The organism is Picosynechococcus sp. NKBG15041c (assembly GCF_055380235.1).
The window spans coordinates 1-20,005 of sequence record NZ_AP040365.1; the positions used below are offsets into that span (position 1 = coordinate 1).

Annotated in this window: 27 protein-coding genes and 1 pseudogene; 10 read left to right on the top strand and 18 right to left on the bottom strand. The window is 48.8% G+C overall.

Features of this window, described 5'->3' with window-relative positions:
• Window positions 1–84 precede the first annotated feature (84 nt).
• From ACZ45B_RS14155 to ACZ45B_RS14165, 3 genes are all read left to right on the top strand, one after another.
• Complete coding sequence (locus ACZ45B_RS14155; protein WP_148293454.1) at window positions 85–669, top strand: hypothetical protein; 585 nt, start codon at window positions 85–87, stop codon at window positions 667–669.
• A gap of 66 nt (window positions 670–735) precedes the next feature.
• Window positions 736–906, top strand: coding sequence for a tetratricopeptide repeat protein (locus ACZ45B_RS14160; RefSeq protein ID WP_397427701.1), 171 nt, complete (start codon window positions 736–738; stop codon window positions 904–906).
• Between the two features lie 218 nt (window positions 907–1,124).
• Window positions 1,125–2,216, top strand: a complete 1,092-nt coding sequence (locus ACZ45B_RS14165) for a LuxR C-terminal-related transcriptional regulator (RefSeq protein WP_024546961.1) — start codon at window positions 1,125–1,127, stop codon at window positions 2,214–2,216.
• Here the strand turns inward: ACZ45B_RS14165 and ACZ45B_RS14170 are convergent.
• From ACZ45B_RS14170 to ACZ45B_RS14180, 3 genes are all read right to left on the bottom strand, one after another.
• The gene (locus ACZ45B_RS14170; RefSeq protein ID WP_024546962.1) at window positions 2,213–2,680 is read right to left on the bottom strand and encodes an HNH endonuclease; all 468 of its coding nucleotides are present in this window, start codon (window positions 2,678–2,680) and stop codon (window positions 2,213–2,215) included. The genes ACZ45B_RS14165 and ACZ45B_RS14170 overlap by 4 nt on opposite strands.
• Before the next feature lie 3 nt (window positions 2,681–2,683).
• Entirely contained in the window at window positions 2,684–2,956 is a 273-nt protein-coding gene (locus ACZ45B_RS14175; protein ID WP_024546963.1) for a hypothetical protein, read from the bottom strand.
• Window positions 2,957–3,106: 150 nt separating this feature from the next.
• Window positions 3,107–4,345, bottom strand: coding sequence for an MSMEG_0569 family flavin-dependent oxidoreductase (locus ACZ45B_RS14180; RefSeq protein ID WP_024546964.1), 1,239 nt, complete (start codon window positions 4,343–4,345; stop codon window positions 3,107–3,109).
• 402 nt (window positions 4,346–4,747) lie between these two features.
• Between ACZ45B_RS14180 and ACZ45B_RS14185 the strand changes: the two genes are divergently transcribed.
• The 6 genes from ACZ45B_RS14185 to ACZ45B_RS14210 all read left to right on the top strand — a co-directional run bounded on the left by ACZ45B_RS14185 (window position 4,748) and on the right by ACZ45B_RS14210 (window position 9,351).
• Entirely contained in the window at window positions 4,748–5,230 is a 483-nt protein-coding gene (locus ACZ45B_RS14185; protein WP_024546965.1) for an MSMEG_0572/Sll0783 family nitrogen starvation response protein, read from the top strand.
• 161 nt (window positions 5,231–5,391) lie between these two features.
• A complete protein-coding gene (locus ACZ45B_RS14190) occupies window positions 5,392–6,393 on the top strand; it encodes a Nit6803 family nitrilase (RefSeq protein WP_024546966.1) in 1,002 nt (333 codons plus the stop codon).
• A 36-nt stretch (window positions 6,394–6,429) separates the two neighbouring features.
• Complete coding sequence (locus tag ACZ45B_RS14195; RefSeq protein WP_024546967.1) at window positions 6,430–7,512, top strand: MSMEG_0568 family radical SAM protein; 1,083 nt, start codon at window positions 6,430–6,432, stop codon at window positions 7,510–7,512.
• 14 nt (window positions 7,513–7,526) lie between these two features.
• Window positions 7,527–8,045 carry an MSMEG_0567/Sll0786 family nitrogen starvation N-acetyltransferase gene (locus ACZ45B_RS14200; RefSeq protein WP_024546968.1) on the top strand — a complete coding sequence of 173 codons (519 nt, stop codon included), beginning with the start codon at window positions 7,527–7,529 and terminating at the stop codon, window positions 8,043–8,045.
• A gap of 25 nt (window positions 8,046–8,070) precedes the next feature.
• Complete coding sequence (locus ACZ45B_RS14205) at window positions 8,071–9,048, top strand: sll0787 family AIR synthase-like protein (protein WP_029681999.1); 978 nt, start codon at window positions 8,071–8,073, stop codon at window positions 9,046–9,048.
• 6 nt (window positions 9,049–9,054) lie between these two features.
• A complete protein-coding gene (locus tag ACZ45B_RS14210; RefSeq protein WP_024546970.1) occupies window positions 9,055–9,351 on the top strand; it encodes an MSMEG_0570 family nitrogen starvation response protein in 297 nt (98 codons plus the stop codon).
• Window positions 9,352–9,595: 244 nt separating this feature from the next.
• Here ACZ45B_RS14210 and blaOXA read toward each other — a convergent pair whose 3' ends face one another.
• The 12 genes from blaOXA to ACZ45B_RS14270 all read right to left on the bottom strand — a co-directional run bounded on the left by blaOXA (window position 9,596) and on the right by ACZ45B_RS14270 (window position 17,822).
• The gene (blaOXA, locus tag ACZ45B_RS14215) at window positions 9,596–10,510 is read right to left on the bottom strand and encodes a class D beta-lactamase (RefSeq protein ID WP_024546971.1); all 915 of its coding nucleotides are present in this window, start codon (window positions 10,508–10,510) and stop codon (window positions 9,596–9,598) included.
• An 81-nt stretch (window positions 10,511–10,591) separates the two neighbouring features.
• Window positions 10,592–10,993, bottom strand: a complete 402-nt coding sequence (locus ACZ45B_RS14220) for a RidA family protein (protein ID WP_024546972.1) — start codon at window positions 10,991–10,993, stop codon at window positions 10,592–10,594.
• Between the two features lie 240 nt (window positions 10,994–11,233).
• Window positions 11,234–11,617 (bottom strand): hypothetical protein, encoded by a 384-nt coding sequence (locus tag ACZ45B_RS14225; protein WP_236612535.1) that lies wholly within the window; start codon window positions 11,615–11,617, stop codon window positions 11,234–11,236.
• Between the two features lie 126 nt (window positions 11,618–11,743).
• Window positions 11,744–12,355, bottom strand: coding sequence for a hypothetical protein (locus ACZ45B_RS14230; RefSeq protein ID WP_024546974.1), 612 nt, complete (start codon window positions 12,353–12,355; stop codon window positions 11,744–11,746).
• A 69-nt stretch (window positions 12,356–12,424) separates the two neighbouring features.
• Window positions 12,425–13,288, bottom strand: coding sequence for an SDR family oxidoreductase (locus ACZ45B_RS14235; protein ID WP_024546975.1), 864 nt, complete (start codon window positions 13,286–13,288; stop codon window positions 12,425–12,427).
• Window positions 13,289–13,401: 113 nt separating this feature from the next.
• Window positions 13,402–13,773, bottom strand: a complete 372-nt coding sequence (locus ACZ45B_RS14240; RefSeq protein ID WP_024546976.1) for a hypothetical protein — start codon at window positions 13,771–13,773, stop codon at window positions 13,402–13,404.
• Window positions 13,774–13,793: 20 nt separating this feature from the next.
• Entirely contained in the window at window positions 13,794–14,081 is a 288-nt protein-coding gene (locus ACZ45B_RS14245) for a hypothetical protein (RefSeq protein ID WP_024546977.1), read from the bottom strand.
• Between the two features lie 71 nt (window positions 14,082–14,152).
• Window positions 14,153–14,833: a stage II sporulation protein M gene (locus tag ACZ45B_RS14250; protein WP_029682002.1), complete on the bottom strand. Its 681-nt coding sequence runs from the start codon at window positions 14,831–14,833 to the stop codon at window positions 14,153–14,155.
• 102 nt (window positions 14,834–14,935) lie between these two features.
• Complete coding sequence (locus ACZ45B_RS14255; protein ID WP_024546979.1) at window positions 14,936–15,676, bottom strand: CPBP family intramembrane glutamic endopeptidase; 741 nt, start codon at window positions 15,674–15,676, stop codon at window positions 14,936–14,938.
• Between the two features lie 55 nt (window positions 15,677–15,731).
• Window positions 15,732–15,854: an alpha/beta hydrolase gene (locus tag ACZ45B_RS14260; protein ID WP_071990961.1), complete on the bottom strand. Its 123-nt coding sequence runs from the start codon at window positions 15,852–15,854 to the stop codon at window positions 15,732–15,734.
• Between the two features lie 74 nt (window positions 15,855–15,928).
• Window positions 15,929–16,624, bottom strand: a complete 696-nt coding sequence (locus ACZ45B_RS14265; RefSeq protein ID WP_236612536.1) for a TetR/AcrR family transcriptional regulator — start codon at window positions 16,622–16,624, stop codon at window positions 15,929–15,931.
• 310 nt (window positions 16,625–16,934) lie between these two features.
• On the bottom strand, window positions 16,935–17,822 hold the full coding sequence (locus ACZ45B_RS14270) for an AraC family transcriptional regulator (protein WP_024546982.1): 888 nt from the start codon (window positions 17,820–17,822) through the stop codon (window positions 16,935–16,937).
• Between ACZ45B_RS14270 and ACZ45B_RS14275 the strand changes: the two genes are divergently transcribed.
• Window positions 17,821–17,988 carry a hypothetical protein gene (locus ACZ45B_RS14275; protein WP_158505999.1) on the top strand — a complete coding sequence of 56 codons (168 nt, stop codon included), beginning with the start codon at window positions 17,821–17,823 and terminating at the stop codon, window positions 17,986–17,988. The genes ACZ45B_RS14270 and ACZ45B_RS14275 overlap by 2 nt on opposite strands.
• A gap of 5 nt (window positions 17,989–17,993) precedes the next feature.
• Here ACZ45B_RS14275 and ACZ45B_RS14280 read toward each other — a convergent pair whose 3' ends face one another.
• The 3 genes and pseudogenes from ACZ45B_RS14280 to ACZ45B_RS14290 form a co-directional block, all read right to left on the bottom strand.
• Window positions 17,994–18,875, bottom strand: coding sequence for an NmrA family NAD(P)-binding protein (locus ACZ45B_RS14280; RefSeq protein WP_024546983.1), 882 nt, complete (start codon window positions 18,873–18,875; stop codon window positions 17,994–17,996).
• A 29-nt stretch (window positions 18,876–18,904) separates the two neighbouring features.
• A complete protein-coding gene (locus ACZ45B_RS14285) occupies window positions 18,905–19,639 on the bottom strand; it encodes an SDR family oxidoreductase (RefSeq protein ID WP_024546984.1) in 735 nt (244 codons plus the stop codon).
• A 48-nt stretch (window positions 19,640–19,687) separates the two neighbouring features.
• Window positions 19,688–19,825 (bottom strand): annotated as a pseudogene (locus ACZ45B_RS14290) (3-oxoacyl-ACP reductase); the annotation flags it as partial.
• Between the last annotated feature and the right edge of the window lie 180 nt (window positions 19,826–20,005).

A 20,005-nucleotide genomic window follows, 5' to 3' on the forward strand; every position in this document is an offset into this window, starting at 1 on the left:
ATGAGCATCTTTCGGTTTCAATGGTCTAATTTATCCTACTTACTTGATATTCAGGTCAACTCAAGAAGAGATATCATGTCAATAATGACATTAAATAAAAAAGCGATCGCCCATTGGGGCGTAGTTGGACTAGGGGCAGGAATATTATGGGGACTGACACCATTGTTACCAGCTCAGGCTAATGATCGCTCTGTGCTCTGCAGTAACCGAGAAATGAATACCCAAGCAGCACTAACGACGCCAGAATATTTTGCCGCAATCTGTAGTCTTGGTTATCAGGACCAAAGCACAGGCTGTTATGTACCGACGGCATATTATTATGTTGGTCAATCCCGCAGTACAAAAAAAACATTAATGGTGCCAAGGGGCATTATTGAAGTCTCTCAACAGCCCCCCGTGACAGTTTATAAAGCAACGGAATATATTTACACCTATCAGATTGCAACGAGCGGCCCCCAAACTCGCCAGCCCTGGACATCACTATCTATCTTTGAGAATGGGCGACGAATTTACCATCACAAAGTGAATCATTATTTCGGCTATCGCCGCTGCCATCCCCAATCTGAGCCGTTACAAGTTTCACCACCTTCTTTTCAGACGCCACCGCCCAACTTAGAGCCTTTCTCGGAAATATCAGATGTGCCCTTAGTAACATCCCGTTTCGATTGACCTCAGGAGGATGTTTATTTACCTTCCTAACCGCTAGACAAAATCCTTGAGGATTTTAGTGGACAAATTGCGGTTAATCCTGACAACTTAGAGGCTCATTTTGCCCGGGGTAACCGCCATTATGAGTTAAAACGATACGAAGAAGCGATCGCTGACTTTACCCAAGCAATCACCCTTGATAATAACTACCTTAATGCCTGTACCAACTTTGGTATTGCTGACGCTGAGGGAAAATAGAATTGCGGACGGGCAATTTTTTACTCCGGGCGCACCAAGGAAAAGAATCCCCAATATGCCCCTGGTTACTACAATCTAGCCATTACTCATGCTGCCCTTACCCCCGAAAATCGACCTCTACTCGATAAAGCTGATTCATTTGTTCACTACTGACTGACGTAGATGAGCTGGCTCGCGTTAACTAGAGGAAGAAAATTCGTGCCTACTTTACCGATGCCGTGCTTGATTCTGCTTGCTTAATTATGGACTTGCAAAGGGTTCATCGCATTACCCAGGGCATTTCCGGTTGTTTGGAACCAGCGTTGATCGCCAAACGTTTAACCGAAGCGTTGATTGGAGACTTTAATTGTGCTTTTGCGCGAATTTGGTTAACTGAGCCAGATCGGCAATCTCTCCGGTTAGTGGCCTCATCGGGGTTGTCTGAAAATATTAACGGCAGTTTTGCATGGGTTCCCATGGGTGCCTATAAGGTTGGAAAAATTGCTAAAAATGGGATTCCGTTCCTGAGTAATCAATTGGCTGAAGAAGCTTGGGTCAAAGACCGTGACTGGGCGATCGCCAATCGAATCCAAGGTTTTGCGGGTTATCCCCTCGTCAGCCAAAAACGAATTATTGGTGTGTTAGCGGCTTTTAGCCATGAAACTTTTTTGCCAGAATTTTTAGAGGTTTTGCAGGTGCTATGTATGGCCGGGGCGATCGCCTTAGATGCTGCCCAAAGAAAACCCCAAGCGCCCAATAAAGGCCAAATAGGGGAATCTTACCCCCTCTCAGATCACCTGAGCAGCTTTTTAACCACTAGCCAGCTTAGTCTGATTGGCACGGAGCGACCCTTGACGCCCAGTTTGACCTATCTATTGATCAAAACCGTAGAAATCCTCAATCAATTCAACTGTCATTACTGCCGGCTCACTTACGGGGATACGGAAATTTGCCTCGAAGGAATTATTGCCGCCTCTACCCTGACGAAAAAAATCGGGCGATCGCCTTTTGCCGACATTGAATTTTTTGTACAAACCCTTGGGGGACAATGCAATGTCGGGATCGATTCCCAAGAAGCAGCCCACCAAATTAGCCTTACTTTGCCCTATGGGGCCACTACCCAAGCCCACACATCAAAGGATTCACTCTCTCAACGGGAACGTCAGATTTTAATTCTCCTCACAACAGGATTGCGCGATCGTGACATTGCCCAACAGCTCCACATCAGTGAAAGTACCGTAAAGTTCCACCTAAACCGCACCTTGAGTAAACTACAAGCTAAAAATCGCTATCAAGCCATTTATCAAGCCACAAAACAAGGTCTAATTTAAACGAGATCGCTAGTTCCACTATCCCCCAAAAGCCGATCCAATTTTGGAGGATGTCGCCCAACATCTCGATCCGCTTGCCGAATCAACAGAACGCGCTCTCGATTCATATCTAATCTGGCGATCGTTGCCCGCCCAATTTCTGTTAAGCCTACCACCATAACTCCATCTTCTGCCCAAACAAAATGATCAGCCCATCGATCACAACGCGGGTTAAACAAACGAACTTCTGCCCCTGACAGCAGATCAACTCCTGTCACGAAACTTGACTTTTTACGATTGCAATGAAAACAAGCCAACGCCAAATTTTCTACATCATCCGAACCACCTCGAGCCCGTGGAATGACATGATCAACCGTGAAGCGAACATACTGCCACAACTCCACTCCATGACAATACTCACATAAACCTTTAGCCCTTTCTCTGACTTTGTTTTGAATTTTTTCTGGAAGTGGTGACCTACCCATTTCCTATGCCACCATGCTCCCAGCAGCAGCATTACGAACTGTCCGATTCACAAAACTCAAATAATCATCAATTTCTTCATAACAGTCCAATTCCTCCTCCTCAGCCTCGGTCAATCCTTCAAACTGCTGCTTTTCCAACAAAACTTCAACCCGCGCCTGTACCTGTACCGAAGCTCGAAAAATCAGAACCCCTTCCACCAAATCAAGCCGAACAGCACCATCAAGCGGTATGGAATTCGACAAGCGTTGCAGCATAGGAAAAGCAGAAACAGCCATAATGTTCAGATCGAAAAACTACGACCATCATAACTTAGTAAACTGCTCGCCACTAAGTCAGGAACTCGGTTTTTATTCAGTTGAGGAAGTTTAGAATTCCTAATGAACGTCTTTCAACTGAAACCGGGTTAATAATCCTTCGTTCGGTTGTTAAGCAGAAGCTGGAACCAAAAGCCTTGCTGTAATCTGTGTCGCCAAATATTCTGCATCACGAGCGACACCAGAAAAGCGACCAGAACCCCAGGTATAGAGCCAGGGCAAACCGAGAAAATATAACCCGTCTACAGCAGTCACACCCCGGTCATGCAGTGGTTCTCCCAATTCATTAAAAACCGGTAGATCAATCCAACCAAAATTCGAGCGGAAGCCCGTCGCCCAGATCACCGCACCGATGTTGATTTCTTCGAGGTTAATAGATCGCGGTTCCATCTCTGGCTCCCAAATGGGCTGATAATGGGCCTCTGGAGGAGCAGCGAGGTGATTGTCGGCAATGAATTTGTCAATATTGCCCTGAATCTTTACCACGGTGGCATCAGCCTGATCTAAATTTTGTTTTAAATCATTCCCGAAATGGAGAGTCTGTCCGGTAATACGTTGCAAGCGGCCATAGAGGCGCATTCCTTCTTGGGCAAAGCGGCGCAGATCAATATCACGACCCCCATCCCGTCCTGTAACGTAGTGATTGGTTTTATGGCGAACCATTTCTTTCTGGGGGTGCTGGTCGATGGGGAGGTCGTAATAACCCATGAGTTCTAGCCACTCCACCACATCCTTGCCCCGATAACGACGCGGTGCCCGGGGCGCACTACCGGTGACAAGATGAACTGTTTTCCTCGCCAAATGAAGATCTTCGGCAATTTGACAACCCGACTGGCCAGTGCCCACAATCAATACTTCGTCGGGAAGATCCTGGGGATTTTTGTACTGCACGGAATGGATTTGCTGTAACTCACGGGGAAGTTGGGCGGCGATGGGAGGAATTTTCGGAATGTGGTATCCACCCGTGGCGATCGCCACTTGATCAGCCGTGTAGTCACCGATGGATGTTGCCACTGCAAACTTGGTTCCAGACGAACTCACCTTGGAAACCGTTACCCCCTCTCGAATGGGCGGATTAAAAGAATGCGCATAGGCTTCTAAATAAGAAACAATCTCTTCCTTGGCCATAAAGCCATTAGGATCAGGCCCCGCATAGGAAAAACCAGGGAGCCGACATTGCCAATTGGGGGTCACTAAACAAAAAGAATTCCAGCGTTCATTACGCCACGCATGACCAATTTTGTGTTTCTCAAAGATTAGGTGGTCAATATTGTTTTGCTTGAGGAGATAGCTGAGGGCAAGTCCTGCCTGGCCACCCCCAACAATTATTACCGGGTAATGGGTTTGCATTGCCGTTGCTCTTAGGTGTATTTGGCTCAACTGTAAGCCTAGTCAACCCCTGTTCCTGTAAGGATTGTTACCGATCCCATCAGTTTGTCACTACCCATAGGCGATCGACGAACTATTGCCAAATAGCCGCTATTTTGGTGGTCTAACCTAGCGAAATCAATAGTTCTTTTTAGAACACAATCACCACACCTTAATTGGGGTAGAAGTACCAGATATTCACCATTAAACAAGCTTAAGCTTAGTTAGAAAGCCAATGTCTGAATCACTCTTTCCATCAAAAAACTATTGCTTTACATAGAAGGTCTTTTTTTGTCAGCGATGATACAGGTTGTCTTGAATTCTCCCCTTAAAGTGAGGCACAACTCGACACATTAAAACCTAAAAATCAAAGGAAAATTTCCCATGCCTGAAGTAACAATCCCTGCCCATCAGACCGGTGACTTTCTTGTAGATTATGAAGAAAAAGTCTTTCCTGATGTCCAAGCAGATCCTGGCGAAAAAGCATTGATCACCTTTCACACAGTAGCCTTTGAAGGTTCCATTGGTTTAGTCAATTTATTACAAGCAAGTCGCCTCATTAAAAAAGGATTTGAAACCTCTGTGCTACTGTATGGCCCTGGGGTGACTTTGGGAGTACAGCGGGGCTTCCCGAAACTTGGCGATGAAGGATTCCCAGGTCACTTAGCCATGAACGATCGCCTGGTTAAGATTATGGAAACTGGCGGAAAAGTCTATGCTTGTCGCTTTGCACTGCAGGCTCTTTACGGTCATGGGGAAGCTTCCTTGATTCCTGGTATTCGCCCGATTAATCCCTTGGATGTGATGGATTTAATTTTAATGCACCGTAAAGAAGGGGCGTTTATTCTTGATACTTGGACCATGTAGAAATCAAGGGTTTTATTTCTGAAAATCCTAGAGAGTTTATCGGGCAACCCGCAAATTTTTTATATTCAATAAAAATTTCTGGATATTTCAATCACTTTTTTGAAATATCTTTGGTTGCCAAATTCGTTTTTTGTGAGTTTGTTGTTTCCCCGGTAGCGACTATGCTTGATTACTCGAAAACAATTCGGGCGGCAGCGGCACAAATTAGTCCGGTTTTGTTTAGTTGTGCAGATACAACAGAAAAAATTCTGGAGACAATTACCCAAGCGGCCAAGGAGGGAGTGCAACTCATTGTTTTTCCAGAGACCTTTGTTCCTTACTACCCTTACTTTTCTTTTATCGAGCCCCCAGTGCTGATGGGCAAAAGCCACCTCCAGCTGTATGAACAAGCGGTCACAATCCCTGGCCCAGTGACGACAGCGGTAGCTGAGGCGGCCCAAGCCCATGGCATGGTGGTGGTTTTAGGGGTAAATGAACGGGAGGAGGGTTCCCTTTACAACACCCAATTGATCTTTGACCATAATGGGACATTACGCCTTAAACGACGCAAAATTACCCCCACCTACCACGAACGGATGGTTTGGGGTCAAGGGGATGGCGCTGGTTTAACGACGGTCGATACAGCTGTGGGCCGTGTGGGTGCTTTAGCTTGCTGGGAGCACTACAATCCCCTTGCTCGCTATAGTCTGATGGCCCAACATGAGCAGATTCACTGCGGTCAATTTCCGGGATCCATGGTGGGGCAAATTTTTACGGAGCAAATGGAAGTGACCATGCGTCACCATGCCCTCGAATCCGGCTGTTTCGTGGTCAATGCAACGGGATGGCTCTCGGCAGAACAGAAGGCTCAATTGACCAGCAATGAAAAGATGCACAAGGCCCTTAGTGGTGGTTGTTATACGGCCATTATTAGTCCTGAAGGCAAACACCTCTGTGAACCCATTTATGAAGGGGAAGGTTTGGCGATCGCCGATTTAGATTTTTCCTTGATTACCAAACGCAAGCGAATGATGGATTCGGTGGGACATTACTCCCGTCCTGATCTGTTCCAGGTGCAACTCAATACCGAACCTTGGGCCACCCTCAAAACGAGTTCTTTACCTTCTCCGCCAACAGTAACGCCACTTCCCAATTCCTCAGACATTACCGCCTCCTGTCCCTAATTTAGCGCGCCATCACCAATCCCTATGACTATGCCCATGGATAAACAACGTTTAATTACAGAGCTCCAGTCCCACGGTCTCCGCCTCACAGAGGCCATGATGACTGGACGCCAAGGGGGGGCAGGGCCTTCGGATCACCGGGCAGTGACCATTGGCGGGACCACCGTGATGGTTCCTATCTATACGAATACCGCTGGGCGATCGCCTTACCATGCCACCCTAGATTCCCAACGGAGTGAAGCCAAGCTCCAGAAACATCACCAAGAGATTGCCCCCATTATCCTGCAAGGACGTCCCAAATTCTACGACCTAGAGACAGCGGAGGGGATTCCTTACTGGAAAATTGCCCTTCTCCATAGCAACAATGTGCTCGCCACAACGGTGCAACAAACCTGTATGCGCTACCGGGACGAAAGTACAGCCTGTCAATTTTGTGCGATCGAAAAATCCCTAGAAGCAGAACAAACCATTGCCCGCAAACTCCCGGAACAGTTAGCAGAGGTTGTGGAAGCGGCGATGCGGCTCGATGGCATTGAGCAGGTGATCATGACTACAGGGACTCCCAACACAGGCGATCGCGGCGCGGCTTACCTGACCAAATGTGCCGCTGCCATCAAAGCAAAAGTCGATATTCCCATCCAAGCCCAATGTGAACCCCCCGCCGATTTTGTCTGGTTTGAGCGCTTAAAAGCCGCTGGTGTCGATAGTTTAGGAATGCACCTAGAGGCCGTGGATCCCGCAGTCCGTGCCAAAATCATGCCTGGCAAAGCAGAAGTCCCTGTTTCTTACTACTACCAAGCCTATGAAGCAGCTGTGCAAGTATTCGGTTGGGGCCAAGTCAGCACCTACCTCCTAGCCGGTTTAGGAGATAGTTTTGCAACCCTTGTGACGGCGGCAGAGAAATTAGTCAGCCTTGGTGTTTATCCCTTTGTGGTGCCTTTTGTCCCCATTTCTGGCACGCCCTTGGCAACCCATCCAGCCCCTGATCCAGAGTTGATGTTCGCTCTCTACCAAAAGGTGGGTCAAATCCTTAAGGAAGCAGGCATGTCTTCTAAAGCGATCAAAGCCGGTTGTGCGAAATGTGGTGCCTGTTCCGCATTGTCTACCTTTGAAAATTAGGGAGGTTACGGGAAATGAGCAGTCAACGATTTCAGTTTGAACTGGCCCAGTCTGCGGCGGAAATTCGCGCTTATTTTGCTTTAAGACAGGACATTTTTTGTGAAGAACAGGGAATTTTTACGGGCAATGATTTTGATGACCTCGATCAGGTTGCCTATCCGATTGTCGCTTTAGATAAGAGCTCATCCCCCCAGAGCAAAGTGGTTGGGGTTGTGCGCATCTACGAAAGTGAGCCCGAGGTTTGGTATGGTGGCCGCCTGGGGGTACATCCAGAGTTTCGGCGGGTGGGACGCATTGGTAAGGGGCTGATCTATAAAGCGGTCACCACTGCCCATGGTTGGGGCTGTACTAAGTTTCTGGCGACGGTGCAGCTACAGAATGTGCGTTTTTTCCAGCGGCAACATTGGCATTCCCTGGCGGAAATGGACATTTGCGATCGCCCCCATCATCTCATGGAGGCAGATTTAAACTTTTATCCACCGGCAGTAAATTCCCGACCCCAACTTGATTTGGGGACTTGGCTCGTTTCTTAAAGGAATAATTATCAAAATACTTGACGTGAACATCACTTTACCCCAGTTGGCAGAGACCCTACGCCACAATCTGGGCCTTTTGCATAAACAGGATATCCAACTCGCTTCCCGGCACTTTCAACAGCAATTTACGGCCCAGGGGCAAGCCATTCTGCTTGGGGATGATTGTGCAGCCATCCCAGACCAAGCTGGCTTTCTCCTGCTGGCGGCGGAGGGCATGAGCCCCGCATTGGTGCAGCAGGATCCGTGGTTTGCAGGATGGTGCGGGGTGCTCGTAAATGTCAGTGATATCTATGCCATGGGGGGACGGCCCTTGGCAGTTGTGGATGCTCTGTGGACCTGTGATGACCAGCAGGCACAGCAAATTTGGGCCGGGATGCAGGCAGCGGCAGAAAAGTTTCAGGTACCAATTGTCGGGGGTCATACCAATACCCACAGTGAATATGATGCCTTGGGGGTCGCGATCCTTGGCCGGGCAAAACGGCTGATTACCAGTTTTGATGCCCAGGTGGGCGATCGCCTCGTGTTAGTCGCTAATTTTCAAGGGCAACCCCGGCCCCAACTGCCCTACTGTTGGGATGCTGCCACCCAAGCAGATCCGGCTCAACTTCAGGCCCAATGGGATTTATTACCGCTCTTGGCCGAACGGGGTTTATGTAGCGCGGGTAAAGATGTCAGTATGGGGGGAATTATCGGCACAACTTTGATGCTCTTGGAAACATCTAATTGCGGTGCCGTCTTGGATATCGGCGCTATTCCCTGTCCACCACAACTCGATTTACAACAGTGGCTCCTCAGTTTTCCAAGTTATGGTTTTTTACTGGCTGTGCCCCCAGAGCAGGTCTCTGAAGTACAAACCCTATGCCAAGATCAGGGGTTAGTCGCCGGGGCGATCGCCACCATTACCCCAGGCCATACCTTAACCCTCAAACTGGGGGAAACCAGCCTCGACTTTTGGCACCTCGACCATGTTCCCCTCACTGGCTTTACAGGAAGCCCTTAGATATCTATGCCAGCCGTTACTTTTGATATTGTTTGGCCCGATGGCTCCCAGGATCAGTTTTATTCCCCCTCCACCGTTGTCCATGACTACTTTCAGGCAGGACAATGCTATGGTCTGACGGATTTTGTACATCGCTCCCAAACGGCTCTGACCCTTGCAAGTAAGCGGGTCGAGCAGCGCTATGGTCGTCCCTGTTCCCTGGCTCTCAAGCAACTCCAATATATTGAACAAAAAGCCAATAAATTCACGGATCAACCAAAGGCCCAGGTCAAAATCTTAGCCGATGACACTGAGTTCGACTAATCTCCATTGACCATCCTCCGAAACAGTGGACAGTCTCGATCAATCGAAATTGAAGGGGAATATCCCCATTAAAAGCACAGAGATCGAACTAAAGGTGGTAGACCACTTAAAAACTGCCACTATTGAAGACCTCTTTTTCTCTCGCGAACTTCTTTAACTGTGCCGCGATGGAGGGCGATCGCCATCCATTATCTTGTGGATGCATACAGTCAAATTATGTTAGATAAAATTGACAGGGGATACTTTAATTTGGACTTTCTTCCGTAGGCAATGCATCAATAGATTGCAAGATAGCGCGTGTAATTGCCTCTCTTTTATAGAGATCGTCTAATCGATTTGGTGTATCGATATTGAGAGCGAAGAACACAGGACCTGTTGGCCACTCGACCCATCCTACCCACCAACCCCAGCGCCCTTCCCAGCCAGTTTTAGCCCGTAGAATCCAATTCTGCTCTGCTTCAACGATCATAATATCCTTGACTAATCGTTGGTGCTCAACCTTAAAAGGGAGCTCGTTTCGATACAGCTTTTGTAGAAAATCAACTTGCTCTTGTGCCGAGATTGCTAGCGCTCCATCAATCCAATAGGCACCTCCGCTAGTGCTTGGGTCTGCGTTGCCATAGTCAATTTCTGTTAGATACTCTCTTGCTTTCGCTTCTCCGATTTCCTTAGCAAACATTTCGTAAATCCAAACGGCTGAGTTTCGCATCGCTGAGCGCAAATCTTGATCCTGATTGTGTGGCGTAAAGTCCCTTTCCACGCCATCCCACTCAAACACTTGAAATTCATCCCGAACAACACCGGCATCGAGTGCAAAGAGAGAATGCGGAATTTTAAATGTTGATGCCGGAGAATAGGCCCTATCAGCCCGTTCCTGGTCGTAGACCCACAATTGCTGAGCACCTCCGCGCTGATCTAATATCACGATAGTTCCTTGAGCCTCAGCGCCGTCGAAGAAACTGGCCCAATCTGGTCGCTCTTGTCTTTTTACACTGCCCAAAGAGCTATCATCTACAGCGGTCGAATGACTTATCCTTGGTCGCTGTGCAATCTGCGGAGCATACAATCTATTACTCAGCTCTGCTGAGACAGGTGAAGTAAGTAATATGCCTGCACTACCTATAGCTAAAGAAATGGGTAAAAGAAAACGATGATTCATAATGCTATCTTGCTGGGATAAAAGTTTTCACGCTATGTGTAGGCGGCAGTTCTAGCGACAGTGCTACCACCTACACATAGCTCACGAAATAATTGCAGTAACACGAATTTCAATTCGCATCGTCGGTAGCCCTAGAGCTGCAACTCCTACTTGAGTCCAAATGGGGGCGTGGTTAGGCATGTAATGGCGATATAGTCTGACCATCACATCGTTAACTTCTGGGGGCAACCCCCCAACATGGTAAGAATTAACGTGGACAACATGCTCCCAACCTGCACCAGCAGTTGCTAGGGTTCGTTCTACGTTCCGAAATGCCTGGGTAATCTCATCTACCAGCGATTCAGGAATTTGCAGGTTGTCATCCCAACCACCTTGGCCGGATGTCTCCACGCGATCGCCAATTTTAACCGCTTGCGAGTAATGTAATTCATTCAGCATGTATTCCCCATAGCCGGGGGTAACAAAAAACTCGGGCTTATTCATGGTTTTTCTCCATTCAGTACGATTGTCGATAAGGGGTTCTAGATCCTTAGATTTGGCGCTGGGGCGTCTGACTAGATGCTGCTTGACTGATAAAACTTCCGAAACTCAACCAACCAACAGGGCAAACTTTTGTCAGTCACTCAAGACTAGAGAATGTAGCGATCGCATCTTCTGGTTGCAGCACAATGCTTTTCTCCTCGTTGTGTAGACCGATTGATCTCAGAGGCATACAAGCTACTTTTAAACAGAAGAACGACACGTCATGACGCCTTCTTTCTGGCCACTGGCATTGGGATTGCTACCCATGGCTCGAACGGCGATCGTGGGTTCATAGCCGGGATAACAGCGAATTAGAACGGTATCTTCAGTTCTGGTTACATTCAGTACATAAACAGGTCTGCCTCCTAAAACAGCCTGAACAAGGTTAGGGGGAAGAGGAGCAGTTGCGACAAGCGTTGACTGGTTTAGAGAGGCTACAGAGATTTCAGATAGGGCAGGTTTTACCTCAAAAGATTGTAAACACATCAGCACCAATGCAGTAATCGTAACTAACAAGACAAAAACTTTAGAAGATAGCTTGAACATGATTGATATCTCACCTTTTCTATTTGTGGCGTTAAACACGTATATGCTCCTTTTTGATTGAAAACCTTTCGCTAAGTAGTTCGTCCTCAATAAGAGGCAACTAATACATTCCAATGTGGAACAAAACAAGGGGTGACGATGGGCAGAAGACGGCACTGTATGGCCCTATCGAGGGTGATGACGTAGTAGCCATTGCAGGCAAATTCCGGTGATGATGCCGTAGCCTAGCCAACCTGCCCCATAGCTCAATGCTGTCAGGAATGGTTCTGGTAGTAGCCCCGGCTGCAAAATATACGCGACAGTTGAGCCACTTGCTCCTTCTAGCGCACCTCCTAAAGCGCTGACTAGAATCCACCAATGCGCTTTACGGACAAATCGTCTCAAAATCGGAAATTGAGCCGCGCCAAAAATAGCCAGTACAATCGGCTGTTTGACCAAATTCATCCAAAAAACTTCCCACGCGCCCAGCCTATTTAGGAATTGAATAAGCGGATCAAGGGTTACGTTAGGACTCACCAGCAAGAGCCCAAAAGTCCACCCCAGTGTGCTAACCACTATCCACCAAAAGGCTTTAGGAATGTACTGGCGCAAAACGAGCCATTGGGCTATGCCAATAAAAAAACCTGTAAAAACGATGGTTGCTATAAACTGAAATCCTGACTCTTCCAGTGCTCCGACGATTACCCCCGCAATTGTAGTAGCCAATGTCCACCAGAGCCACAGGCGCGGCGCGATCGCCAACAGTCGTGTTTCATCTTGTTTTTCATGCTGCACCATAATGCTCACCCCAGAGTTGCACTTCAACTCCATATCTGTACTATTTGGCCTAGGCTGATTGGGCTGCGTCTAGCCAAACATTGCTGCGTAGTCAGAGGCGAATGTTTTAAAACTGCGCGGCTCTTTACCAATTGCGTCCTGTATACCAGACGAAACTGCCGCAGCCTCATTGCGTCGGTAGTGCGCATAATCCTCAATCAGCCCGTCTGCTTGCCAAGGTGGCATCCCAATGTTGAGCAGTTGATCGCGCATTACTTCAGATGGAATATCAACAAATGCAATCTGACGATTGAGCGCAGCCGAGAGTTGTTCTGCCATCTCAGCATGAGTCAATGCCTGTGGTCCGGTGAGGTCATAAACCTTTCCCTCATGCCCTGTTTCTGTTAGAGAAACTACTGCAACGTCTGCAATATCGCGCACGTCTACCACGCTGACCTTTACATCGCCAATTGCTGCATAAAAGGCGTTTTGGCTCGCGATTGTCGATTTAAAGCTTAATAAGCCCTGCATAAAGAGGTTGGGACGCAAAAACGTGTACGTCATTCCTGATGCTTGAATTGCCGCTTCGACTGCGGCATGGTAACGCAAAAAGCGCACAGGCGAATGGGCATCGGCTGCAAATTGCGATAATTTGACGATATGCTTGACACCACTCTGACGAGCCGCATCAACAAACGCGAGTTGTTGGGCCTCTGCGCGTTCTGTAGAGTTCGTTAAGAGAAAGGCACGGTCTACGTCAGTCAGCGCCTTCAATAAGGTCTCAGGGCGATCAAAGTTCCCCTCCACTACTTCAACATTCGGGAGCGCAATCTTCTTGGCTCGATCATGGTCATGAACCATGGCGCGGACTTGCACGTTCTGTGCTGCGAGTCGCTTGACAATCTCTGTACCGTTGCTTCCAGTTGCACCAGTTACTAAAATCTTCTGGTTCATTGAAAACCTCCTGATGGGGTGTTGCAGTAAGCTTTGACTAAAAAAGCGATGCCTCAAGGGCTCGAATTAACGTTTTGTACAGGCATATTGCTCGGCATCATTCGATTTAGACCCTAATGTTCAGAATTCACTTGTCTTATAATCACAATGTTTTCAGCAAACCCTAAAACAATGATTAACCGCGAAAATGCTCCTAAAAAAGCTTCCATCGCCCAGTTCTGACTTTGAACCTCCCAAATCATCCCAATAATAGTGAGTCCAATCACCAACGAGGATAGGATGACCGATGAATTGCGGCGGCGATAGAAGCGGATTGTTCTCTCCCGCAAAAATGGATTGAAAATACAAGCGATGTAGGATACTCCTGCACTGATGAACAAGCTGGTTTGAAGACCCGAAGGCAGGTTTGGGTATCCAAACGCGATCGCCGTCAGACAAACTCCCAGCGCAAGATACAGGAAAGTAAATAAGGTAGATCGTTTCATTATTTCTTCTCCGGTGAAGCTTATTCTTTGTACCAAACACGCACACATTGAAAGCACTTGATTGGAAGACCCTGACTGATCATCACTGGGTGGAAAGCATTACTAGTCGTCACTCCGTAGATATCATCACTGGTGCCTTCGAGGCGATCGGGTAAAACAACAGTTTCAACATTGATCACCTGTGTCGTTGTACGTTCGATCCACTGATTGACAGCACTCACAACCTCCGAGAAAGATTCATACTCGGAAGCTCCGCCGAAGGGTCCCCGTTCAGTAATTCGAGGCGCAAAATCTTTGTACTTAATCATCTGATTCACCATCTAAAATTGCAGAGTTAACAATCGATTCAAGAAACAATCATGGTTTGGTCTGTTTAGCGCTACAACAACCATTGGGTCAGCTGAGGGACCAGGTAGCGGAGCGAGAACGCCTCCCAAATCGCGCCGATGATGAACAGTGGGAGTGTGGCCAGGCTCAGCCAACCGAGCTGTTTTAGCCCACGGACGTAACCCTGACGATGGTTCCGAGCACCGATGGTGGCAGGGCGAACCCAAGACCGACCGAGGATGTATGCGCCAAACATCAATAGGGCGTAGGCTTGGAGTTCGATGAGTACCGTCAGCGAGTGCGGGATCAGGGCCACCGTCATAATCTCGGTGGTCGGAGCCATGGCTAAACCTAAAGTGAATGCCTTATACGCAAATAGGGCGATACCAGTAAAGGGAACGATCAGCGAAGGGAGCACGATCCACTGTGCGCCAGTCATGACGTTGACTCCCAGGATGGTCAGTGAGAACAGCCATGGATTATTGAATAGCGATCGGACAAGATCCGCCGTTCCGTTGTCTTCCAGGGTGGCCAACCGAGTTGCGCCTAGGTCGGGGAAGACCATCGCCGCTACCATCCCGATGATGACCAAGCCATACACAATGGTGTTGATGATGAGGTAGGCGCGAAAATTGGCGCGAATGATCTGGAAGGATTTGCGAAGCAAGCGGATGTGTCTTGCTTCATGATTCGCGTGAATTAGGTGCTTAGTTGCGATCGCTTTGCGTGACATATTTTTATCTCCAATGTTTGGTGATAGATGCAGTGATGCTTAAGAGTGAAACTGCCGCGTAGAGCAGCGCTGTCGATGAGGCAAATAAGGGTGTCTAAATCCTTAGCCGATGAGGGCCAACACGGCATGAACCGTCAGGTGGGCGATCATGGCGGTCTCTAGCCCGTAGCGCCAGAATAAATACCCCGCAACCCCTGCAAACAAAGAATTTTGGATCAGCAAGAACCCTAGCAAGGCTGGAGTTAAGGGCAGTCCTAGGGCGATCGCAGCGGGCAAGTGGGCCACAGCAAACACCAGGGAGGAGGCGGCAATGGCGACGACCACCCATCGAGCCTGGGGTTTACCCTGGCGCTGCTGCCCAAATCGCCAGCCCAGCCAGAGCAGCAGCGTCATCAGTCCCCAGCGAATTAGGATTTCTTCGGTGATGCCGCCGTAGAGAAATCGCACTAGCAGCGGCGTGGGCTCAGCCGCCCCATAGGCTGGTGGCAGCAGCGGGCGAGACAGGAGGGCGATCGCCGTCAGTAGTCCGCCGCTGATCAACCCAGCCACCACGCCGGGCAACAGTTGAGGAATCATAGCTTGCCGCCATGATCGCCCTGCGGCCAGCGCCTCTGTCCCCGGTGCCGTTAGTTCTAGCCGGTGGGCCAAGCGCACGCCTATCAGCACCGCCACCGACAGCAAAATCGCGGGTTGCACCAGCACTAGCAGCCTGACCACGGCAACAGGTGGGGCACCCTCTGGGAGCAAGGGCAACGGCACCAATACCAGGGATATCACCCCGGCCATACCTGCCAACCACAGCAACCCAAACAGTCGTAGCCTAGGGTTTCTATGTTTAATCATGACTCTATCCTCAATGTCATTCCAAAATTGTTTTCAAGCCTTTGCGATTTTGCGGTTATGGCGTGCAGGTTGCTCCTCCGTCGGGCAGTTCGAGGTCAAGGAGATAGTCAGCGACGACATCGTTGACGCAGGTGTTGTCGGTGATGAGGGCGTTGCGGTGGTCTTTTTTGACTTCCATAGGTGGCTAGAAGAAAATTTAGACATGAGGATCAACTCCTTTACTCTTGTTGCTGATTTCAGTTGTTAATTGGTTTAAGGATCGACAGGATCGCCGACCGCCCCACCTGTAGCTGTATGCACGGCGCGGGCCATCTGCCCAAGCATGTTGCCAAGCGAGGTGGGATCGGCTCCTGCCATCAGGGCCGCACTGATGTCTTCACTGATAACGCGCACGACTGCAGTGGCCGCCGCAGCGTGCAGCCGCACCTGGATATCGTCAGGCGATCGCCGCAGGCGATCTGCGAAGATCTCGACTAGAGCGTGCTCTATTCGGTCGTTGGTCATTAGCCAGGCTGTCCGCAGATCAGGCTCTTTTTCGGCCAGCACAGTCATTTTGATCACAGCCTGATCAAAGGACTGCTGGTCGGGATCTTGAGTACGATTCATCGCCCACTCGACAAGGTGATCTTCCAGGGAGACATCCCGAGGCCAGCGGCGCAATAGCGCCACAAACTCTTCGCCATCCTGCGCCAAGACCGGCTCGACACAGCTCTCTTTATTGCGGAAGTACCGCCAGAGAGTGCGCACCGAGAGACCCACTGCAGCGGCGATTTGTTCGCCGGTCGTGGCAGCGACGCCTTGCTCCCAGAACAAACGCGCCGCCTCCCGCGAAATCTCCAGACGTATCCGCTGTTGTCGCTGTTCACTCATCCTCCCTGGCTTGCGATCACTCTGCTTTGTGTCTTTGGTAATGTCACTTTCCACGACAGTCTCCTCTTCAAAAAACATGTCATTAAGTGACAATATAGCGCTTAGTGACGCTATCAACAAGGGATTGCTTTACTAATCAGCACATTCAATTTGAGCCAATAGTTATTCAAACCCTGGCAATGCCAGTAAGGGAATGACATCTGAGAGACTCCGCCACAATCGGCAGGGGTGAGGTCACCCCTGCAACGGCCACTATCAACGGGATTGTTAGGCGGTGTTTATATACTTTCCCTACAGGTTGCCTTTGTCTCAGCTAACTTGAGTGTAGTAAGTTCCAATGCTCAACTTCTTTCAAATTCTTACGGTGATTTAGCAGATTCTTCTGGTGTTAGCGAACCTGTCTCGGTGTCATACCAGTAAGACGCTTAAACTGTTGCGTTAGATGACTTTGGCTGGAGAAGCCGACCTGTAAGGCAATATCTGCGATCGCCAAATCCGTTTTTGACAACATCAATTTCGCCCGTTCTACACGCTGTCGAATCACATACTGGTGGGGCGAAATTCCCATTTCTTGCTTAAACAAACTCGCAAAGTAAGTTGGGCTGATGTTAACAACACTGGCCAGTTCAGTCAGGGATAAGTCTCGATTCAAGTAAGTTTGAATGTAATCAATCACCTGCTGCATCTGGATACGAGAGAAGCTGCTGTTTTGGGATGCGATCGGCTGCGTCAGATTCGAATAGTGTCGCAGCAAATGAATCACCAAAATTTGAGCAAGTGATTCGACATAAAGTTTCCCCATGACCCCACCTGATCGCAACTCAGCAAACAGCAGCATGCCTATTTGGTGAAGTTGCAAATCTTGCTGACCAAAACAATGCATAAACTCGAACCGTCTTGAATCAATATTAGAAGCTTCAGCAACCTGTTGAATCAGTTCTGGTTTCAAGCAAATGAATAGTGGAGAGCAGGTGATACCACTTTTACCTTTATACCAGTAGCTTGGCTGTCCAGCTGGAATAAAGAGATTGTCCCCCTCATGAAGGATTGATTCATGTCGGCGATCGCCCCGTTTCTGAATCAAAGGCGTAGAATTCCCTAGGTGTAAGCTGAGCCAATGGTCTGAGAGGGCTGGAAGTTCTACCTCATAGGTTGAAACAGGACTTTGACACTGCTCAACCAAAATGCCACTCCAGTTCATTTGACGACTAGAGAGCATCAGTGGTTTGTTGAACCGTTGGCAGAGTTCAAGTGAGTTGAGCTGGTTGCTGGCCATGGGGCTTGGTCTCACCGATTACTTACAGTTACAAATTGACATTTCTCAACCTCACTCTGGCGCAGCCAAAATGGTCGCCAGCCAGAATCCAGCCAATGATTACATGCTAAAACCTGATGCCGCGATCGCTGCCTCTCCCATTGGAGGGATTTCGCCAACTCAATAAGCAGATCAAAAGACTTGTTCTGTAATCATTTTGCTGATGGCATCTGCAATCATCGTTTGCCCCTTGATTGTTTGAACGTGGCTTCCACCTTCAAAAACAACATGACCAGAATTGAAGCCGCGCATCATTTCGCTGTAACTGTTAACGGCTTCAGGCGAAAAGCCGAACCTGGACATCGTTGATTGCCATTCGCTTTCAGGGACAGCGACAGCCTGCACGTCGCGTCCGAGTGCGGCAGCAAAAGCAGCGGCAACATCGTTTGGCGAATAATCTGCTGCACCGTGCAGTTCAATGATGCGCTGGCACGTCCAATCTTCGATCATCGCTTGGGCAACGGCACGTCCGATATCTACGGCGCAAACCATCGGAATCTTGCGCTCAAGCGGTGTGTAGAAGCTCGGCAAAATGCCTTGCTCAGCAGCAACCTGCGCCACGCTGCTCCAATTTTCCATAAACGCCGATGCTCGCAAAAAAGCAACAGGAATTTCCAATTCACCGAACATCGTCTCCAAAATGTGCGTCGTCAAAATGTTTCCCGTACCTGAAGCATGTTGCGAGCCGATCGAAGACAGCAACACGACTTTCTGCACGCCGGAATTTTTGATGGCGGCAACGTAACGCTCACCAATTCCTTTTGCAACTGCAAACATATCAACGACATTGTATGCAGGCGGGTTCATCGCGTAGACAGCGTCCGCATTCTCCATCGCATGGGTCATCGCCTTTAAATCGCTGAGATCTGCAAAGGCAACGTCTGCGCCTTTTGCCCGCCAAGCGGCGGCGGTTTTATCCGAGCGCAAAACGACCCGCACCAACTGATTTTTCTCCAGCAAGGCATCAGCAACGGCGGAACCCGTCTGTCCAGTCGCACCAAAAACTACATACACAAGATTTTCCTCGTTACTGCATGATGGGTTTACATCGTCTGGCTGATCGAGCGGACGATCACTTCATTGACATCAACATCGTCCGGCTGAGACACGGCGTATAAAACGGCTCTGGCGATCGCCTCTGAGGAAAGGGCAGTTTTGCGAAGTTCTTTTAACAAGTCCTTGGATGACTCATCGGTGATATCAGAGCCAAGTTCAGTGGCAACGACCCCCGGAGAAATAGTAGTGACACGAATAGTTTGTGATTCCTGCCGCAGTCCTTCAGAAATTGCCCAAACTGCATACTTGGTTGCACAGTAAACTGCTGCCGTAGGTACGACCACATGGGCACCAATGGACGCAGTATTGATGATTTGCCCCCGTCCTTGCGCTTCCATAATTGGTAGCCCCGCTGCGATACCATTCAATACGCCCCGGATATTCACATTGATCATGTTGTCCCACTCCTCGACTTTCAGGGCATTCATCGGCGATAGGGGCATCACACCTGCATTGTTAAAAATGACATCGACGCGACCAAATTTGGCTTTGGCAAACTCCACAAATGCTTTCACATCGTCGCGATCGGTGACATCGACCGCTTTGAACTCTGCTATGCCACCGGAGGCATGAATCTCCTCGACTAGCCTTTCCAGTTTATTTGTCCGCCGCGCTCCCAAAACGACTTTTGCGCCATTTTGGGCGAGCAGCTTCGCGGTGGCTTCACCGATACCGCTACTGGCTCCGGTGATAGCAATCACTTTATTTTTTACATTCAGCATAAGAAGTTTTCCTTTTGTACTAGATCCCTTTTGTCTGGCAATTGTGAATTAAGAAGACATACCGCCAGAGGCCTCAATTCTCTGAGTATTTACCCAGCGGTTATTTTTAGAAAGTAAAGATGCGATCGCCCTGACAATGTCATCGGGAAGACCCACTCGACCTAACGCAGCTTGCGAAGCGATAAAAGTGTAATTAACCTGAGTGTAATGATTTCCAATACTCAAGTTCTTTCAAATTCTTCTCTTGATTTATCAGATTCTTATGATATTTTCAGAGGTCTTCGAAAACTTCCAAATACAGGCAGTCACTAATCAGAGATGATGTTAATGAGTCAGCTATCCCCACAGGGACCGGATTCCTGAGCG

What these genes read in the sequence shown, in the direction of transcription:
- ACZ45B_RS14255 (WP_024546979.1), bottom strand. Translation starts at nt 15,676, where the DNA reads ATGATTAAACATAGAAACCCTAGGCTACGACTGTTTGGGTTGCTGTGG.
- ACZ45B_RS14235 (WP_024546975.1), bottom strand. Translation starts at nt 13,288, where the DNA reads ATGAACCAGAAGATTTTAGTAACTGGTGCAACTGGAAGCAACGGTACA.
- ACZ45B_RS14180 (WP_024546964.1), bottom strand. Translation starts at nt 4,345, where the DNA reads ATGCAAACCCATTACCCGGTAATAATTGTTGGGGGTGGCCAGGCAGGA.
- ACZ45B_RS14250 (WP_029682002.1), bottom strand. Translation starts at nt 14,833, where the DNA reads ATGTCACGCAAAGCGATCGCAACTAAGCACCTAATTCACGCGAATCAT.
- ACZ45B_RS14220 (WP_024546972.1), bottom strand. Translation starts at nt 10,993, where the DNA reads ATGAATAAGCCCGAGTTTTTTGTTACCCCCGGCTATGGGGAATACATG.
- ACZ45B_RS14245 (WP_024546977.1), bottom strand. Translation starts at nt 14,081, where the DNA reads ATGATTAAGTACAAAGATTTTGCGCCTCGAATTACTGAACGGGGACCC.
- ACZ45B_RS14175 (WP_024546963.1), bottom strand. Translation starts at nt 2,956, where the DNA reads ATGGCTGTTTCTGCTTTTCCTATGCTGCAACGCTTGTCGAATTCCATA.
- ACZ45B_RS14240 (WP_024546976.1), bottom strand. Translation starts at nt 13,773, where the DNA reads ATGAAACGATCTACCTTATTTACTTTCCTGTATCTTGCGCTGGGAGTT.
- ACZ45B_RS14190 (WP_024546966.1), top strand. Translation starts at nt 5,392, where the DNA reads ATGCTTGATTACTCGAAAACAATTCGGGCGGCAGCGGCACAAATTAGT.
- ACZ45B_RS14200 (WP_024546968.1), top strand. Translation starts at nt 7,527, where the DNA reads ATGAGCAGTCAACGATTTCAGTTTGAACTGGCCCAGTCTGCGGCGGAA.
- ACZ45B_RS14285 (WP_024546984.1), bottom strand. Translation starts at nt 19,639, where the DNA reads ATGCTGAATGTAAAAAATAAAGTGATTGCTATCACCGGAGCCAGTAGC.
- ACZ45B_RS14275 (WP_158505999.1), top strand. Translation starts at nt 17,821, where the DNA reads ATGGGGCTTGGTCTCACCGATTACTTACAGTTACAAATTGACATTTCT.
- ACZ45B_RS14155 (WP_148293454.1), top strand. Translation starts at nt 85, where the DNA reads ATGACATTAAATAAAAAAGCGATCGCCCATTGGGGCGTAGTTGGACTA.
- ACZ45B_RS14210 (WP_024546970.1), top strand. Translation starts at nt 9,055, where the DNA reads ATGCCAGCCGTTACTTTTGATATTGTTTGGCCCGATGGCTCCCAGGAT.
- blaOXA (WP_024546971.1), bottom strand. Translation starts at nt 10,510, where the DNA reads ATGAATCATCGTTTTCTTTTACCCATTTCTTTAGCTATAGGTAGTGCA.
- ACZ45B_RS14170 (WP_024546962.1), bottom strand. Translation starts at nt 2,680, where the DNA reads ATGGGTAGGTCACCACTTCCAGAAAAAATTCAAAACAAAGTCAGAGAA.
- ACZ45B_RS14195 (WP_024546967.1), top strand. Translation starts at nt 6,430, where the DNA reads ATGGATAAACAACGTTTAATTACAGAGCTCCAGTCCCACGGTCTCCGC.
- ACZ45B_RS14260 (WP_071990961.1), bottom strand. Translation starts at nt 15,854, where the DNA reads ATGGAAGTCAAAAAAGACCACCGCAACGCCCTCATCACCGACAACACC.
- ACZ45B_RS14265 (WP_236612536.1), bottom strand. Translation starts at nt 16,624, where the DNA reads ATGTTTTTTGAAGAGGAGACTGTCGTGGAAAGTGACATTACCAAAGAC.
- ACZ45B_RS14270 (WP_024546982.1), bottom strand. Translation starts at nt 17,822, where the DNA reads ATGGCCAGCAACCAGCTCAACTCACTTGAACTCTGCCAACGGTTCAAC.
- ACZ45B_RS14230 (WP_024546974.1), bottom strand. Translation starts at nt 12,355, where the DNA reads ATGGTGCAGCATGAAAAACAAGATGAAACACGACTGTTGGCGATCGCG.
- ACZ45B_RS14185 (WP_024546965.1), top strand. Translation starts at nt 4,748, where the DNA reads ATGCCTGAAGTAACAATCCCTGCCCATCAGACCGGTGACTTTCTTGTA.